This window comes from Phenylobacterium sp. (assembly GCF_035309685.1).
In the GTDB taxonomy this organism is placed as follows: Bacteria; Pseudomonadota; Alphaproteobacteria; order Caulobacterales; family Caulobacteraceae; genus Phenylobacterium.
In genome coordinates this window covers 140,255-154,949 of record NZ_DATGEX010000019.1, presented here as the reverse complement: position 1 = coordinate 154,949, position 14,695 = coordinate 140,255, and the positions used below count along the sequence as shown (strand labels likewise).

General features: G+C 69.1%; 12 protein-coding genes. 10 read left to right on the top strand and 2 right to left on the bottom strand.

Annotated elements, in window-relative coordinates; genetic code table 11:
- The 10 genes from rpsA to VKQ35_RS06325 all read left to right on the top strand — a co-directional run.
- Positions 1-1,452: 30S ribosomal protein S1 (gene rpsA / locus VKQ35_RS06370; RefSeq protein WP_324359691.1), on the top strand; the 1,452-nt coding region annotated here is incomplete at its 5' end.
- Between the two features lie 171 nt (positions 1,453-1,623).
- Positions 1,624-3,555: a DUF3857 domain-containing protein gene (locus VKQ35_RS06365; RefSeq protein ID WP_324359689.1), complete on the top strand. Its 1,932-nt coding sequence runs from the start codon at positions 1,624-1,626 to the stop codon at positions 3,553-3,555.
- A gap of 128 nt (positions 3,556-3,683) precedes the next feature.
- Positions 3,684-3,971: an integration host factor subunit beta gene (locus tag VKQ35_RS06360; RefSeq protein ID WP_324359687.1), complete on the top strand. Its 288-nt coding sequence runs from the start codon at positions 3,684-3,686 to the stop codon at positions 3,969-3,971.
- 61 nt (positions 3,972-4,032) lie between these two features.
- Positions 4,033-4,521: a large-conductance mechanosensitive channel protein MscL gene (gene mscL, locus VKQ35_RS06355; RefSeq protein WP_324359695.1), complete on the top strand. Its 489-nt coding sequence runs from the start codon at positions 4,033-4,035 to the stop codon at positions 4,519-4,521.
- Positions 4,522-4,575: 54 nt separating this feature from the next.
- Complete coding sequence (locus VKQ35_RS06350; RefSeq protein WP_324359685.1) at positions 4,576-5,601, top strand: class I SAM-dependent methyltransferase; 1,026 nt, start codon at positions 4,576-4,578, stop codon at positions 5,599-5,601.
- A gap of 62 nt (positions 5,602-5,663) precedes the next feature.
- Positions 5,664-6,305 (top strand): phosphoribosylanthranilate isomerase, encoded by a 642-nt coding sequence (locus tag VKQ35_RS06345; protein WP_324359684.1) that lies wholly within the window; start codon positions 5,664-5,666, stop codon positions 6,303-6,305.
- Between the two features lie 45 nt (positions 6,306-6,350).
- Complete coding sequence (gene trpB / locus VKQ35_RS06340) at positions 6,351-7,571, top strand: tryptophan synthase subunit beta (protein WP_324359682.1); 1,221 nt, start codon at positions 6,351-6,353, stop codon at positions 7,569-7,571.
- Positions 7,568-8,401 (top strand): tryptophan synthase subunit alpha, encoded by an 834-nt coding sequence (gene trpA / locus VKQ35_RS06335; RefSeq protein ID WP_324359680.1) that lies wholly within the window; start codon positions 7,568-7,570, stop codon positions 8,399-8,401. Before trpB ends, trpA begins: the two co-directional genes overlap by 4 nt.
- 21 nt (positions 8,402-8,422) lie before the next feature.
- On the top strand, positions 8,423-9,340 hold the full coding sequence (gene accD, locus VKQ35_RS06330) for an acetyl-CoA carboxylase, carboxyltransferase subunit beta (protein ID WP_324359678.1): 918 nt from the start codon (positions 8,423-8,425) through the stop codon (positions 9,338-9,340).
- Position 9,341: 1 nt separating this feature from the next.
- A complete protein-coding gene (locus VKQ35_RS06325; protein WP_324359676.1) occupies positions 9,342-10,673 on the top strand; it encodes a folylpolyglutamate synthase/dihydrofolate synthase family protein in 1,332 nt (443 codons plus the stop codon).
- Between the two features lie 83 nt (positions 10,674-10,756).
- Here the strand turns inward: VKQ35_RS06325 and trxA are convergent, their stop codons facing one another.
- Entirely contained in the window at positions 10,757-11,095 is a 339-nt protein-coding gene (gene trxA / locus VKQ35_RS06320; protein WP_324359675.1) for a thioredoxin, read from the bottom strand.
- A gap of 89 nt (positions 11,096-11,184) precedes the next feature.
- Positions 11,185-14,640, bottom strand: coding sequence for a double-strand break repair helicase AddA (addA, locus tag VKQ35_RS06315; RefSeq protein ID WP_324359673.1), 3,456 nt, complete (start codon positions 14,638-14,640; stop codon positions 11,185-11,187).
- Between the last annotated feature and the right edge of the window lie 55 nt (positions 14,641-14,695).

Below are 14,695 nucleotides of genomic sequence, written 5' to 3'. Positions count from 1 at the left end.
AACGCCATGGGCGAAGCCGTCCTGTCGCGCGACAAGGCCCGCCGCGAGGAAGCCTGGACCCGCCTGGAAGCCGTCTACGAGCGCAACGAGCCGGTCATGGGCGCCATCGTCGGCCGCGTGAAGGGCGGCTTCACCGTCGACCTCGGCGGCGCCTCGGCCTTCCTGCCGGGTTCGCAGGTCGACATCCGCCCCGTCCGCGACGTCGGCCCGCTGATGGGCCGCGAGCAGCCGTTCGCGATCCTGAAAATGGACAGGCCCCGCGGCAACATCGTCGTCTCGCGCCGCGCGATCCTCGAAGAAGCCCGCGCCGAACAGCGCACCGAGCTGGTCTCCCAGCTGCAAGAGGGCGAAGTCCGCGAAGGTGTGGTCAAGAACATCACCGACTACGGCGCGTTCGTGGACCTGGGCGGCATCGACGGCCTGCTGCACGTGACGGATATGAGCTGGAAGCGCGTCAACCACCCGAGCCAGGTGCTAGCGGTGGGCGACACGGTCAAGGTGCAGATCGTCAAGATCAACCCCGACACCCAGCGCATCTCGCTCGGCATGAAGCAGCTGCAGTCCGACCCCTGGGACGGCGTGGAAGCCAAGTATCCGGTGGGCGCGAAGTTCACCGGCCGGATCACCAACATCACCGACTACGGCGCCTTCGTGGAGCTGGAAGCCGGGGTCGAAGGCCTGGTCCACGTCTCCGAAATGTCCTGGACCAAGAAGAACGTCCACCCCGGCAAGATCGTCTCGACCTCGCAGGAAGTGGAAGTCGTCGTGCTGGACGTCGATCCGTCGAAGCGCCGCGTGAGCCTGGGCCTCAAGCAGGCCATGGCCAATCCGTGGGACGCCTTCGTCGCCGCTCACCCGATCGGCTCCACGGTCGAGGGCGAAGTCAAGAACGCCACCGAGTTCGGCCTGTTCATCGGCCTCGACAACGACATCGACGGCATGGTGCACCTGTCCGACCTCGACTGGGCCGTGCCGGGTGAAGAAGCCATCGCCAAGTACAACAAGGGCGACATGGTCAAGGCCAAGGTGCTGGACGTCGACGTCGAGAAGGAACGCATCTCGCTCGGCATCAAGCAACTCGCCGGCGACCCGATGCAGGGCGACACCTACCGCAAGGGCCAGACGGTCACCGTCACCGTCACCGAGATCACCTCGGGCGGCATCGAGGTGAAGTTCGGAGAGGATGAAGCCCCGATGACGGCCTTCATCCGCAAGTCGGACCTGTCTCGCGACCGCGCCGACCAGCGCCCCGAGCGCTTCGCCGTCGGCGACCGCCTGGACGCCCAGATCGCCAACGTCGACAAGGCCGCGCGCCGCGTGTCCCTGTCGGTGAAGGCCCTGGAAATGGCCGAGGAAAAGGAAGCCATCGAGAAGTTCGGCGCGTCGGATTCCGGCGCTTCGCTCGGCGACATCCTGGGCGCGGCGCTCCGCGAGAAGGCCCAAAAAGACTAAGTTTCGACCTCTTCGAAGCTTAGGCGAGATAGCGGCGGGCCGAGCGATCGGTCCGCCGTTTTCTTTTTACCCCGTCGCCCTATCGTAGCGGCGTGCGCCGGCCTGAGGCGCGTTAGGAGCTTCTGCTTGTCCTTGCGCCTGTTGCTTTCATCTGCCCTGGCGGCGTCCGCCGTGGCCCTGTCCGCCGCCGCGGCGGATCAGCCGGCCTATGCGCCGCCCGCGCCCTGGGTCGACGTCGCGCCGATCCCACCGCCGCCGCCGGAAGAGGGGGCGCCGGCGATCCAGTTCCTGGTCGAGGACCATCAGAGCCGGCTCGATCCGGCGGGCGACGCCTTCTACAGCCGTAGCGTCTTCAAGATTCTGAAGCCGGAAGGCCTGACTCAGGTGAAATCCCTGGGCACGATCTGGAGCCCCGACACCGAGACCGTCACCTTCCACACCCTGAAAATCATCCGCGGCGACCAGGTCATCGACCTGTTGGCCGACCACAAGGCCATGCTGGTCCTGCGCCGCGAGACCAACCTGGAACAGGCCAGCCTGGACGGGCGGATCACCGCCTCGCGCCAGGTCGATGGCCTGCAGACCGGCGACGTTGTCGATTTCTCCTACACCCGCACCCACGCCGATCCCGTGCTGCAGGGCCATTCCTTCGCCAGCGACGGGCTCTCCTTCCCAGGCGTCGCCGGGCGCTTTCGCGCCACCATCTCCTGGCCCAAGGGCGAGAAGGTGGACTGGAAGGCCCTGCCGGGCTTCGGCGAACCGAAGATCAGCACGACGAGCGACGGGCGAACCCTTCTGGCGTTGGACAAGACAAACGCCGAGGCGCCCAAGGCGCCGATCGGGGCGCCCCTGCGCTTCCGCCGCGTGGGCCAGGTGCAGGCGACCAGTTTCCAGAGCTGGAACGAGATCTCCAAGCTGATGGCCCCGCTCTACATCAAGGCGTCCACCGTGGCCGCGACCTCGCCGGTTAAGGCCGAAGCCGACGCCATCGCCGCCCGAACCAAGGATCCCAAGGAACGCACCTTTGCCGCCCTGCAGCTGGTGGAGAACAAGACCAGGTATTTCTTCATCGGCATGGGCGAGGGCGGATATGTTCCGGCCGAGGCTGATGACACCTGGGCGCGCCGCTTCGGCGACTGCAAGGCCAAGACTGCGCTCTTGCTGGCCCTGCTCAAGAACCTCGGCGTCGACGCTGAACCGGTGCTGGTGAACCTAGGGGCCGGGGACGGTATCGACGAACTGCCACCGTCGCTGGCGGCCTTCAACCACGTGCTGGTGCGCGCCAGGATCGGCGAGCAATCCTACTGGCTGGACGGCACCCGGGTGGGTGACACCAACCCGAAATCCATGGAGCCGCCGCCCTATCGCTGGGGCCTGCCGGCGCGCATAGGCGGCGCGACGCTCGAAAAGATCGTCGAACCGCAGATCACCGTGCCGGAGATCTATACCGTCATCCACCTTGACGCCTCGAAGGGCCTGGAGACGCTGGCGACAGCGAAAATCAGCATCACCTATTCCGGCATCCTGGCCACCCAGGCGCGCGCACTGGTGGCGCGGACGCCGCGGGCGGACTTCGAGCGCGGCCTGCGCCAGCAGTACTCCAATCCGGCCGGCGGCATGGAGGTCGAGCAGGTGAGCTGGCGCGATGATCCGGCGCGAGATTTCTTCACCATCGAGATGAGTGGCACCGACGACATGGACTGGCACAAGAACCAGGATCTGGGCGTGCGCGAATTCCACGTCGGCACGGGCGCGGCGCCCCGGCCGTTCCCCAAGCGTGAAGCCTCCACCAACCCGTCCGCCCCGTTCGCCATCCCCTACCCGTCCTATACGAAGAGCCGCACCGAGATCGTGCTGCCCGATGGCGGCAAGGGTTTCAGCGTGCGCGGGCAGAACGGGATCGTGAAAGTGGCCGGCTATGAGATCGCGTCTGGCAGCGGCATCCAGGGCGACATCGCGAGCTTCACCGTGGATCGCCATTCGGTGGTGATGGAGATCACCGCCGCCGAGGCCATGGCCGCCAATCACCAGATCCGCGAACTACGCGACGTGGAGAGTTTCGTGCGCGCGCCGCCCCAGGCGTCGGCCGCGGCGGGGTCCTGACCGGCCTACGTCCACAGGTTGTAGGGGCCTCAAGTGAACAAGCGTCACTATTGGGACGCGTAAACCCTTTTTACGCCTTGAATACAAAGGCGGACTCGCCCATGGTCACGCCGGTTCCTGGGGGCCGCATGATCAAATCCGAGCTCATCGCCAAACTCGCCGAAGAGAATCCGCACCTGACGCAACGTGACATCGAGCGCGTCGTCAGCGTGGTGCTGGAGCGGATGATCCAGGCGCTGGAAACCGGCGGCCGGGTGGAGCTGCGCGGCTTCGGCGCGCTCAGCGTCCGTTCGCGCGACGCCCGCGCCGGGCGCAACCCGCGCACCGGCGAACCGGTCGACGTGCGCGCCAAGCACGTGCCGTTCTTCAAGAGCGGCAAGGAACTCAGAGAGCGGCTAAACCTCACCGACGATTAGGCCCGACGACTCCCATTGTCAGAGGAGCAGCTGTGTCATGAGTGAGCCGGTGAAGATCAAGCTGAGCATATTCGGCGAATTCCGCGAGTTCATCGCCCGCGGCAATGTCATCGACCTGGCCGTCGGCGTGATCATCGGCGCGGCCTTCAACGATATCGTCAAGGGCCTGGTCGACAACATCGTCATGCCCCCGGTCGGCCTGTTGCTGGCCGGCCTCGACTTCTCGCAGATGAAGCTGGTGCTGAAGGCGGCGGACCCGGCGAAGAAGGCCGCCGAGGTGGCGGTGCAGTATGGCCTGTTCTTCAACACCCTGCTGCGGTTCGTCATCGTCGCCTGGGTGGTGTTCCTGCTGGTGAAGGGCGTCAACGCCATCCGCCGCAAGGACGCCGCGGCGCCGCCCAAGGCCCCGCCGGCGCCGACCGCGGAGGAATTGCTGCTGACCCAGATCCGCGACCTCCTGAAGGGGGGCCGCCCGACGACGGGCTCGCCGGCGGCGGTCAAGGCCGCGGTCGCCAAGGCCACGCCGACCCGCCGGGCCAAGAAGAAATAGCGGCCTAGGCTGCGGCCGGCAGCTATAAGTCTCATTTCGCGTTTCGAGGACGGGATGTCCGAAGCCGTAGCCCTTTCAGATTCGCAGGCCCCGCCGGCTTGGGCGGCGGGCTTGTTCGCCCGCAAGCTCGTCCCACTGGCGCAGCGCCCCGATCCCGCCGCCACGGTCTGGGGCATCGAGGCGGACCGCATCGCCGGCCAGATCTCCGAGCAGTTCACCGCCAACGCCGGCGAGTACCACGCCCGCTACGCCAACGCAGCGCACTTCCAGGGTCTGTTCGAGCAGACCATCGGCAAGCTCGATCTGAAGATTCCGGATGCGCCGCTTATCTTCGACATGGGCTCGGGCTCGGGCGTCAATTCCATCGTGCCCTGCTTCAACCTGTTCCCCGGCGCGCGGCAGCTGGCCAGCGACCTTTCCGGCGACCTGCTCTTCATGCTGGCCGATTACGCCGCCGCCCAGGGCCTCTCGGACCGGGTGGTCTGCGTGGTGATGGACGCCATGGGGACCAATGTGCTCGCCGACCGGTTCGACCTGGTGACCGGCGCCTCGATCCTGCACCACCTGGTGCGGCCGGCGCAGGGGCTGAACGCCGCGTTTCGCGCCCTGAAGCCTGGCGGCCAGGCGATCTTCTTCGAGCCCTTCGACGGCTATGGCCTCATCCGGCTGGCCTATGAGCGGATCCTGGCGGAGGCGGCGCTGCGCAACGATCCGCTTGAACCGCAGGCGGACAAGGTGCTGCGCGCCATGATCGGCGACATCGCCGCGCGGACCGCGCCCGACTGGCGCGCGCCGGGCTTCACCGACCTCGACGACAAGTGGCTGTTCTCGCGGGAGCTCATGGAGGGCATGGCGAAGAACGCGGGCTTCGAGAGCGTGCAGTTCCTGTCGCACAACAACCACGCGAGCCTCTACCGCGACGTCGCCATGGTGCAGCTGCGGCTGGGCAGCGGCCTCGACACGCTCGCCCTGCCGGACTGGGCCAACGCCATCCTCGACAGCTTCGACGCCGCCTTCCCGCAGGCCACCAAGAATTCGATCATGCTGGAGGGCTCGGTGGTCCTGACCAAGGCCGCCTGATCTGAGGGTTGGGGACGTCTTCGCCCTTGCGGCAGGCGCGCCTAACCCCCTAATCCGCACCCATGGGCGTCCAAGCCAAGATCTGCGGAATCCGCACGCCCGAGGCCGTGACCGCGGCGCTCGACGGCGGCGCGTCGTTCCTGGGCTTCATGTTCTTCGAAAAGAGCCCGCGCAACATCGCCCCCGACGCGGCGTGGCGGCTGGCCCAGCCGGCGCGCGGCAAGGCCAGGATCGTGGGGGTGCTGGTCGATCCCGACGACGCGCAGGCCGACCGGATCGCCCAGGTCCTGCAGCCCGACCTGATCCAGCTGCATGGCCGGGAAACGCCGGCCCGCGCCCGCGCCATCGCCCAGCGCACCGGCGCCGGGATCGTCAAGGTCCTGCCGGTTTCGCAAGCCGCCGACCTCGCCGCGGCCGCAGACTATGAGACCGTGACCGAGCACCTGATGTTCGAGACCAAGCCCGCCAAGGACGCCGAACGTCCCGGCGGCCTGGGCGTCCCCTTCGACTGGACCCTGATGGCCGGGCGCCGGTTCCAGCGGCCCTGGTTCCTGGCCGGCGGCCTCGATCCCTGGAACCTCACCCAAGCTGTGCAGCAATCCGGCGCACCTATCCTGGACGTTTCCTCTGGCGTGGAGCGCGGTCCCGGACTAAAGGACCCCGCCTTGATCGCCGCGTTCCTCGACGCCGCCAAACGCGCCTGAAGCGGCCAAAGCCAGCGACCCGCAAGCATCCCAAAAAGCGCCCCAGTGAACACCACAACTCGTCCCAACGACTACAGCGCCTATCCGGACGCCGAGGGCCGCTTCGGCGCCTTTGGCGGCCGCTATGTGCCAGAGACCCTGATGCCGCTGGTGCATCAGCTGGACGCGGCCTACCGCGCGGCCAAGGCGGACGAAGGTTTCCAGGCCGAGCTCGGCGGCTATCTAAGGCACTACGTCGGGCGCCCGAGCCCGCTCTACTTTGCCGAGCGGCTGACGAAGCATTACGGCGGCGCGAAGATCTATCTGAAGCGCGAGGAGCTGAATCACACCGGCTCGCACAAGATCAACAACTGCATGGGCCAGATTCTGCTGGCCATGCGGATGGGGAAGACCCGGATCATCGCCGAGACCGGCGCGGGGCAGCACGGGGTCGCCACCGCCACCGTCTGCGCCCGCTTTGGCCTGCCCTGCGTGGTCTACATGGGCGCGGTGGATGTCGAGCGGCAGAAGCCCAACGTCTTCCGCATGAACCTGCTGGGCGCGGAAGTGCGGCCGGTGACCAGCGGCTCGGCGACGCTCAAGGACGCCACCAACGAGGCGCTGCGCGACTGGGTCACCAACGTCCACGACACCTACTATCTGATCGGCTCGGTGGTCGGCATGCACCCCTATCCGGAGATGGTCCGCGACTTCCAGTCGGTGATCGGCCACGAGGTCCGCCAGCAGATCCTGGAGGCCGAAGGCCGGCTGCCGGACGCGCTGGTGGCCTGCGTCGGCGGCGGGTCGAACGCCATGGGCCTGTTCCATCCGTTCCTGGCGGACGAGGGCGTGCGCCTCTACGGCGTCGAAGCGGCCGGTGAGGGCGTCGACACCGACCGCCACGCCGCGGCGATCAACGGCGGCCGGCCGGGCGTGCTGCACGGTTCCCTGAGCTACCTGCTGCAAGACCAGGAGGGCCAGGTCACCGAGGCGCACTCGATCTCCGCCGGCCTCGACTATCCGGGGATCGGGCCGGAGCACAGCTGGCTGCACGACGTCGGCCGGGCCACCTATCTGACCGCCACCGACCGGGACTCGCTGGACGCCTTCAAGCTCTGCGCCGAGCTGGAGGGCATCCTGCCGGCCATCGAGAGCGCCCATGCGCTGGCGCGGCTTGACCAGGTCACCAAGGAGGTCGGCAAGGACGGGATCGTGGTGCTGAACCTCTCCGGGCGCGGCGACAAGGACGTGGCGACAGTGGCGGCGCACCTGGGGATGCAGATTTGAGCACGTCTCGCATCGACGCGCGCTTCGCCGCGCTGAAGGCGGAAGGCCGCGCCGGCTTCGTGGCCTATGTCATGGCCGGCGATCCCGACGCGGCGACCGCGGGGAAGATTCTGGCCGGTCTGCCGGGCGCGGGCGCGGACCTGATCGAGGTGGGTTTTCCCTTCTCCGATCCCATGGCCGAGGGACCGCCGATTCAGCGGGCGGCGCAGCGGGCGCTCGCCAAGGGCATGACGCTGGCGGGCACGCTGGACCTTGTGCGGGGTTTCCGCAGCGCTGACACGACCACCCCGATCATCCTGATGGGCTACATGAACCTGGTCATCAGCCGGGGCTTCGAGGCCTTCGCCCGCGACGCCGCCCAGGCCGGGGTCGACGGGCTGATCGTGGTGGACTGCCCGCCCGAAGAGGCCGGGCCGCTGGCCGACGCCCTGGACGCCGCCGGCGTCTCGCTGATCCGGCTGGCGACGCCCACCAGCGACGACGAACGCCTCAAGACCATCGTCCGTCGCACCTCCGGCTTCGTCTATTACGTCTCCGTGGCGGGCGTGACGGGGGTCAAGGAGGCCGACGCGGCAGCCGTGGCGCCGCATGTGACGCGGGTCCGCAGGGCGTCGGGCCTGCCGGTCGCCGTGGGCTTTGGCATCCGCACCCCCGAGCGGGCCGCGGAGGTCGCCCGGGTAGCCGATGCGGTGGTCGTAGGCTCCGCGCTTGTGGACGAAATCGCCGAAGCAGTGGAGATGAACGAAGACGTGACCACGCGGGTTCTTTCCAAAGCAAATTCCCTGGCTAAGGCTGTGCGCTCCGCGCGAACCGGTCAGGCGACGAGCTAGAAATGGCGACGGTCTAGAACCATGGCGATGGCTGAGAAACGAAACGACAAGCCCGAGCGTCCGCCGAAGGAACGCACCGGCTGGCTGTCGCGTATCGCGCCGGGCGTGCGCAACGCCTTCTCCAAGCGCGAGACGCCGGAAAACCTCTGGGTGAAGTGCCCCGACACCGGGGAGATGATCTATCGCCCGGACCTGGAAGCCGCCCTGTGGGTGACGCCCAGCGGCCACCACATGCGGATCGGGGCCGCGGCGCGCCTGCGCTACACATTCGACGACGGGGTCTTCGAGCGGATCGCCTCGCCGGTGATCGCCGACGACCCGCTGAAGTTCCCGGACGTGAAATCCTATCCCGACCGCCTGAAGGGCGCGCGCAAGGCCACCGGCGAGCAGGACGCGCTGGCCATCGGCTACGGCAATATCCAAGGCCAGCCCGCCATGGTGGCGGTGCAGGACTTCGCCTTCATGGGCGGCTCGCTGTCGATGGCGGTGGGCGAGGCCTTCGTGAAGGCCGCGCAGGAAGCGGTGAAGCGCGAGGTGCCCTTCGTCATCTTCACCGCCGCCGGCGGGGCGCGGATGCAGGAGGGCACGCTGTCGCTGATGCAGATGGCGCGCACGACGCTCGCGTTGAACGAGGTCAAGGCCGCGGGCCTGCCCTACATCGTGGTGCTGACCGACCCGACGACCGGCGGGGTGATGGCCTCCTACGCCATGCTGGGCGACGTGCATCTGGCCGAGCCCAACGCCTTGATCGGCTTCGCCGGTCGGCGCGTGATCGAACAGACCATCCGCGAGACCCTGCCGCCGGGCTTCCAGCGCGCCGAGTTCCTGCAGGAGCGCGGCATGGTGGACAAGGTCGTCGCCCGCGCCGAGCTGCCGGCGGTCCTGGGCTCGATCCTCCTGACCCTGATGATGGGGCGCGCCCAACGCACCGCCGCCTGATGTGACCCCAACCGTCGACCACGACCCGATCCGCGCCTCCGACGCGGTGATCCAGCGGCTGCGCGCCAACCATCCGGTGCTGATCGACCTGACGACGGGCCGCGTCGAGCGGCTGCTGGCCGCGCTTGGCCATCCCGAACGGCGCCTGCCGCCGGTGATCCACGTGGCCGGCACCAACGGCAAGGGGTCCACTGTCGCCTATCTGCGCGCAATCTTCGAAGCCCAGGGCCTGAAGGTCCATGCGATCACCTCGCCGCACCTGGTGCGCTTCGCCGAGCGCGTGCGGATCGCAGGCTCGCTGATCACCGACGCCCAGCTGGAGGACCTCACCGACCGGCTGGAAGACGCCAACGACGGCGCCCCGATCAGCTTCTTCGAGATCACCACGGTGCTGGCGCTACAGGCTTTCGCCGAGACGCCCGCCGACATCTGCCTGGTGGAGGTCGGCCTCGGGGGCCGGTTCGACGCCACCAACGTCTTCGACGCTCCGGCGGTCAGCGTGATCACGCCCGTCGACTACGACCACCTGGAGATGCTGGGGCCGGAGCTGGGCAAGATCGCCTGGGAAAAGGCCGGGATCATCAAGCGCGGCCGCCCGGCCGTGGTCGCCCGGCAGCCGGACGAGGCGCTGGAGGCCATCGAGCGCGAGGCCGACGACCGCATGGCGCCGCTGTTCCTGATGGGCCGCGACTTCGACGCCTGGGAAGAGCGCGGCCGGCTGATGGTGCAGATGCCCGACCGCCTGCTGGACCTGCCGGCCCCCAGCCTGTTCGGCGGCTATCAGTTCGACAACGCCGGGCTGGCGGTGGCCGCGGCGCTGACTTTCAACCACGATCTTGGCGAGGACGAGCTCGGCCGGGGCGTCTCCTCCGCCGTCTGGCCGGCGCGGTTCCAGCGCCTGACCAAGGGTCCGCTGGCGGCCCTCGCCAAGGCGCGGGGCTCCGACCTCTGGCTGGATGGCGGCCACAACCCACACGCCGGCCGCGCGCTGGCCGAGGCCGCCTCGCGGCTGGTGGACCGGGATCCCAGGCCCCTGGTCCTGGTGGCCGGGATGTTCGCGCGGAAGGACGCCGAGGGTTATTTCCGCGCCTTCGCCGAGATGCGGCCCAAGGTCTTCACCACCACCTTCGACAGCGACATCGCCGCCACCGCCGGCGATCTGGCCGAGGCGGCGCGCCAGGCGGGGCTTGCCGCTGAGCCGGTGGCCGATGTCACCGAAGGAGTGAGGAAGGCGCTGGATGGCGCAGGCCCCGCGCCGCACGTGCTGATCTGCGGCGGCCTGCACTTCGCCGGCGAGGTGCTGGCCATGAGCCCGGAGACCTGGCCGACCTAGCGAGGGAGGCCGGCTCAGCCACCAAAGAAAAGCCGCCCGCGCCGGTGGGCGCGAGCGGCTCAATTCTCAGTGATGGTGACGTCCTAGGCGGCCGCGGCGGCGACGCCGGCCTCGTTCAGCCATTCCAGGATCTTCTGCTTGGGCATGGCGCCGACCTTCATCGAGGCCATCTGGCCGTCCTTGAACAGCATCATGGTGGGGATGCCGCGCACGCCGTAGCGCGAGGGCGTGGTCGGGCTTTCCTCGATGTTCAGCTTGGCCACGGTGATCTGATTGCCCAGATCGTTGGCGATCTGCTCAAGCGCCGGCGCGATCTGCTTGCAGGGGCCACACCACTCCGCCCAGAAGTCGACCAGCACGGGGCCGGCAGCTTGCAGGACGTCCTTTTCGAAGGATTCGTCGGTGACCTTCACAGTGCTCATGGAAATCTCCTTGCGCGTCAGCCGGTTGTGGACTTTGGCCAACGCCTCTCGATCCGCCGATGTAGGCGCGCCCACCCCAGGTATCAACCTCAACCGGCGAGATCGGCAAGCGCTTTCGCCAGCAGGTTTTCTGGGATCGGCATGAGCTTGGGCCCATCGGTCCACACCAGCGCCGCTTCGACGCGGCGGTCGGGGAAGACCTCGGCCAGCACCGCGGCGTAGATCGCCATCTGGCGCAGGTAGGCCGGGTCGGTCTCCTCGGCGCGCGCGGGGCTGGGGCGATTGGTCTTGAAGTCGGCCACCAGCACCCGGTCCGGCAGCACCACCAGCCGGTCGATGCGGCCGGAAATCTTTAGGCCCGGCGGCAGCGCGGCGGCCGAACCGGCGATGGCGACCTCGGCGCGGCTGCCCGGCCCGAACACTTCGGCGAAGCGGTCGTCGCGCAGGACCGAGAGGGCTGCGGCGGTCATTTCGGACGCTTGCGCGTCGGTCAGGTCGCGCTCGCGGGCCAAGAGCGCCTGCGCGCCCGCCGCCCAGCCCTCCGGCGCGAGGTCCGGCAGGATCTGCAGCAGCCGGTGGATCAGGTCGCCGCGCCGGAAACGCCCGAGCCCGCCCACCGCCGCGAGCGGCGAGGGCGAGGGAACGCGCGCGCCCTCGCCCAGGTCCGACGGCGAGGCGTAGCGGCCCAGCAGATCGGCCGTAGCGACTTCGCCGGCCCAGATGGGCACAGCCGCGACGGCCCGCCTCGCGCCGGCTTCGGCGGCCATGGTCAGAGGGTCCGGCCCGTATCGGGTGGCGGTGACCTCCCCGCAGGCGACCTGGCGAACCTCGCCCTCGATGTCGGCGTGCTCGAAGCCGGCGCGAATTTGGGCCCACCAGCCCTTCAGGGTCTCCTCCTTGCGGTTCGCGGCGATGCGCCCGCAGAGCACCAGCCGCTCGCGGGCCCTGGTCAGCGCGACGTAGAGCAGGCGCAGGGACTCCTCGTTTTCCTTCCGCGCGCGCAGTTCGCGGGCCTCTTTCGACGCCTCGCAGTCGCCCTTAGCCGATGTGGACCACAGGAAGCCGCCGTCCTCGGTGGCCAGCAGGGGCGAACCCCGCGCGCCGGCGCCGGTGGTGGTCTCCGGCAGGAAGACGATCGGGGCTTCCAGGCCCTTGGCGCCGTGGGCGGTCATCACGCGGACCTCGTCGCGGCCGGCCTCCAGCTCGCGCTTGACGGTGATGTCCAGGCTCGCGAAGGCGGCGGTGAGGCCTTCCAGCTCATGGACGCCACGGCTCTCGGCGGCGAGCACCTGGGCCAGGAACTCGTCCAGGGCGTCCTCGGCCTCGTGGCCCAGCCGCCGAAGCAGGCGCTGGCGCATCGACCGGTCGGCGGCGTCGCGCATTCCCAGCACCCGGCTGTAGAACTCGAAGGGCCGCAGGTCGCGCGCCAGGACCTGCACGGCCGTCAGCAGGTCGGCGGCGCCGCGCCAGTCGGACGCCTCATCCGCATGGGCGAGGAGGGTGCGCCAGAGGCTGGTCTCCCGACCCTTGGCCAAGCGATAGAGGCTCTCGTCCTCCACGTCGCAGAAGGGGCTGCGCAGCAGCGCGGCCAGGGTGAGGTCGTCGGCCGGGAACAGGGCGAACCGCGCCAAGGCCAGGAGGTCGTCGAAGACGATGTGCTCGGAGAGCGCAAGCCGGTCGGCGCCGGCCACCGGGACCTTGGCGTGCTTGAGGGCGCGCAGGATCTCCTCGAACAGCGCCCCACGCTTGCGGACCAGGATCAGCACGTCGCCGAAGCGGGCTGGCCGCCACCCATCTCGGTCCGTCACCCGGTCGCCCCGCGTCACCAGCGCCTCGATCTCGCAGGCGATGTGGCGCGCCAGCCGCTTGTTGGCGCTGCCCTCGGCCTCCAGGTCGAGCGGCGCCGTCCAGGCGTCGCGCTCTTCGCCCTTCACCTCCCGTTCCAATGGCCAGAGATCAACGCAGCCGCGCTCGCCCTCGCGCATCGCCACATGCCGCAGCGCTTCGACGCCAGGCGGCACGCCGGTGGTGAAGACCGCATCGACGAAGTCCAGCACCTCGACCGTCGAGCGCCAGGAGGAGGTCAGAGGCACCCGTCGGCCGCGCCGTTCCGCCGCCTCGATCTCGGCGATGTAGCGGTCGGTCTCCAAGTGCAAACGCTCAGGATCGGCGCCCTGGAACGAGTAGATCGACTGCTTGTCGTCGCCGACCACGAACAGGGTGCGATCCAGAGGCCGGGGCTTGCCGTCGACCCCGGCGCCCGCGAAGAACTCGCCCGTCAGCGCGCGGACGATGTCCCATTGATCCGGCGCGGTGTCCTGCGCCTCGTCGACCAGGATGTGGTCGATGCCGCCATCGAGCTTGAACAGCACCCAGGCCGCGGCCGGGCGGCTGGCCAACAGGGCCTTGGTCTTCTCGATCAGGTCGGCGAAATCGAGCGCGCCGGCGGAGGTCTTCTCGATGCGATAGGACGCCAGGTAGGCCTCGGCCAGGACCAGGGCGTCGAGCGTTTCCAAGGCGACACGGGCGCCGCGCACGCGCTCGCGGACGACGGCCAGGCGGTCCTGTTCCTCCAACAGCCCCTGGCGGAGGTCTTCGCGGGCCTTGAGGCCGGAAGTCTTGAACACCCAGGTCGCCGGCGTGCCCTCGCCCTTTTCGGTGAACAGGGCGTCGAGCGCGGCGGCCAGGGTGGCGGCCGGGTCGGCGGCCACCGCGGAGAGTTTCGCAGCGCACTTCTGGTCGGTCGCCGTGCCGGCGTTCAGCACATGGGCGGCGTCCCGCCAAAGACCGCGCGGCAGGGCCGCCATCGCCTCGGCCTCCAGCGCCTCCGGGTCCCGCCCGGGCGCGGCCCCGCAGGCGTCCCAGACCCAGGCGGCCGCGCCGTCGTAACCGCCGCGCGCGGCGAAGAAGGCGGCCAGCGCCGCGCGCCGCGCCTCGAAGCCCAGGAACATCGACTGGAAGGACGCGAAGTCCAGAGCCACCGAGAACCGGGCATAGGCCTCGGCCACTCGGCCCTCGCCGGTGAGCGCATGCCGCGCCACGGCCTTGCGAGCCTCGTCGGCGATGGCAGACGCCGCGGCGTCGTCCATGACCCGGAAGCCCGGCGAGACGCCCGCTTCCAGCGGAAAGCGCCGCAGCAGCTTTTCGCAGAAGGCGTGGATGGTCTGGATCTTCAGCCCGCCGGGCGTCTCAAGGGCGCGGGCGAAGAGGGCGCGGGCCTCCGACAGACGGCGCGTATCGAAGTCGCCCGGCCCGTCGAGGCTGAGCGGCCCCTCCAGTTTGACGAGCTCGCGCGTCAGGGCCTCGTCACCCATTACCGACCAGTCGCCGAGGCGGCCGAACAGACGCCGCTGCATCTCGGCGGAGGCCGCCTTGGTGTAGGTGACGCAGAGCACCTTTTCGGGGTCGACGCGGGCCAGCAACAGGCGCGCCACCCGGTCGATCAGGGTCTTGGTCTTGCCGGACCCGGCGTTGGCCGTGACGAAGGCCGAGATCGCCGGATTGGCCGCGATCTGCTGCGGATCGTCGTGCGAGAGCGCGCTCATCCGGCTTCGCTCCCGGCGGGGCTACGCAGGATCGCGATGCGTCCTCCGAAACCTT

Bases quoted from the DNA above. Each gene is read 5' to 3' on its own strand.
- VKQ35_RS06350 (WP_324359685.1), top strand. From the start codon at position 4,576: ATGTCCGAAGCCGTAGCCCTTTCAGATTCGCAGGCCCCGCCGGCTTGG.
- VKQ35_RS06345 (WP_324359684.1), top strand. From the start codon at position 5,664: ATGGGCGTCCAAGCCAAGATCTGCGGAATCCGCACGCCCGAGGCCGTG.
- addA (WP_324359673.1), bottom strand. From the start codon at position 14,640: ATGAGCGCGCTCTCGCACGACGATCCGCAGCAGATCGCGGCCAATCCG.
- VKQ35_RS06360 (WP_324359687.1), top strand. From the start codon at position 3,684: ATGATCAAATCCGAGCTCATCGCCAAACTCGCCGAAGAGAATCCGCAC.
- trxA (WP_324359675.1), bottom strand. From the start codon at position 11,095: ATGAGCACTGTGAAGGTCACCGACGAATCCTTCGAAAAGGACGTCCTG.
- accD (WP_324359678.1), top strand. From the start codon at position 8,423: ATGGCGATGGCTGAGAAACGAAACGACAAGCCCGAGCGTCCGCCGAAG.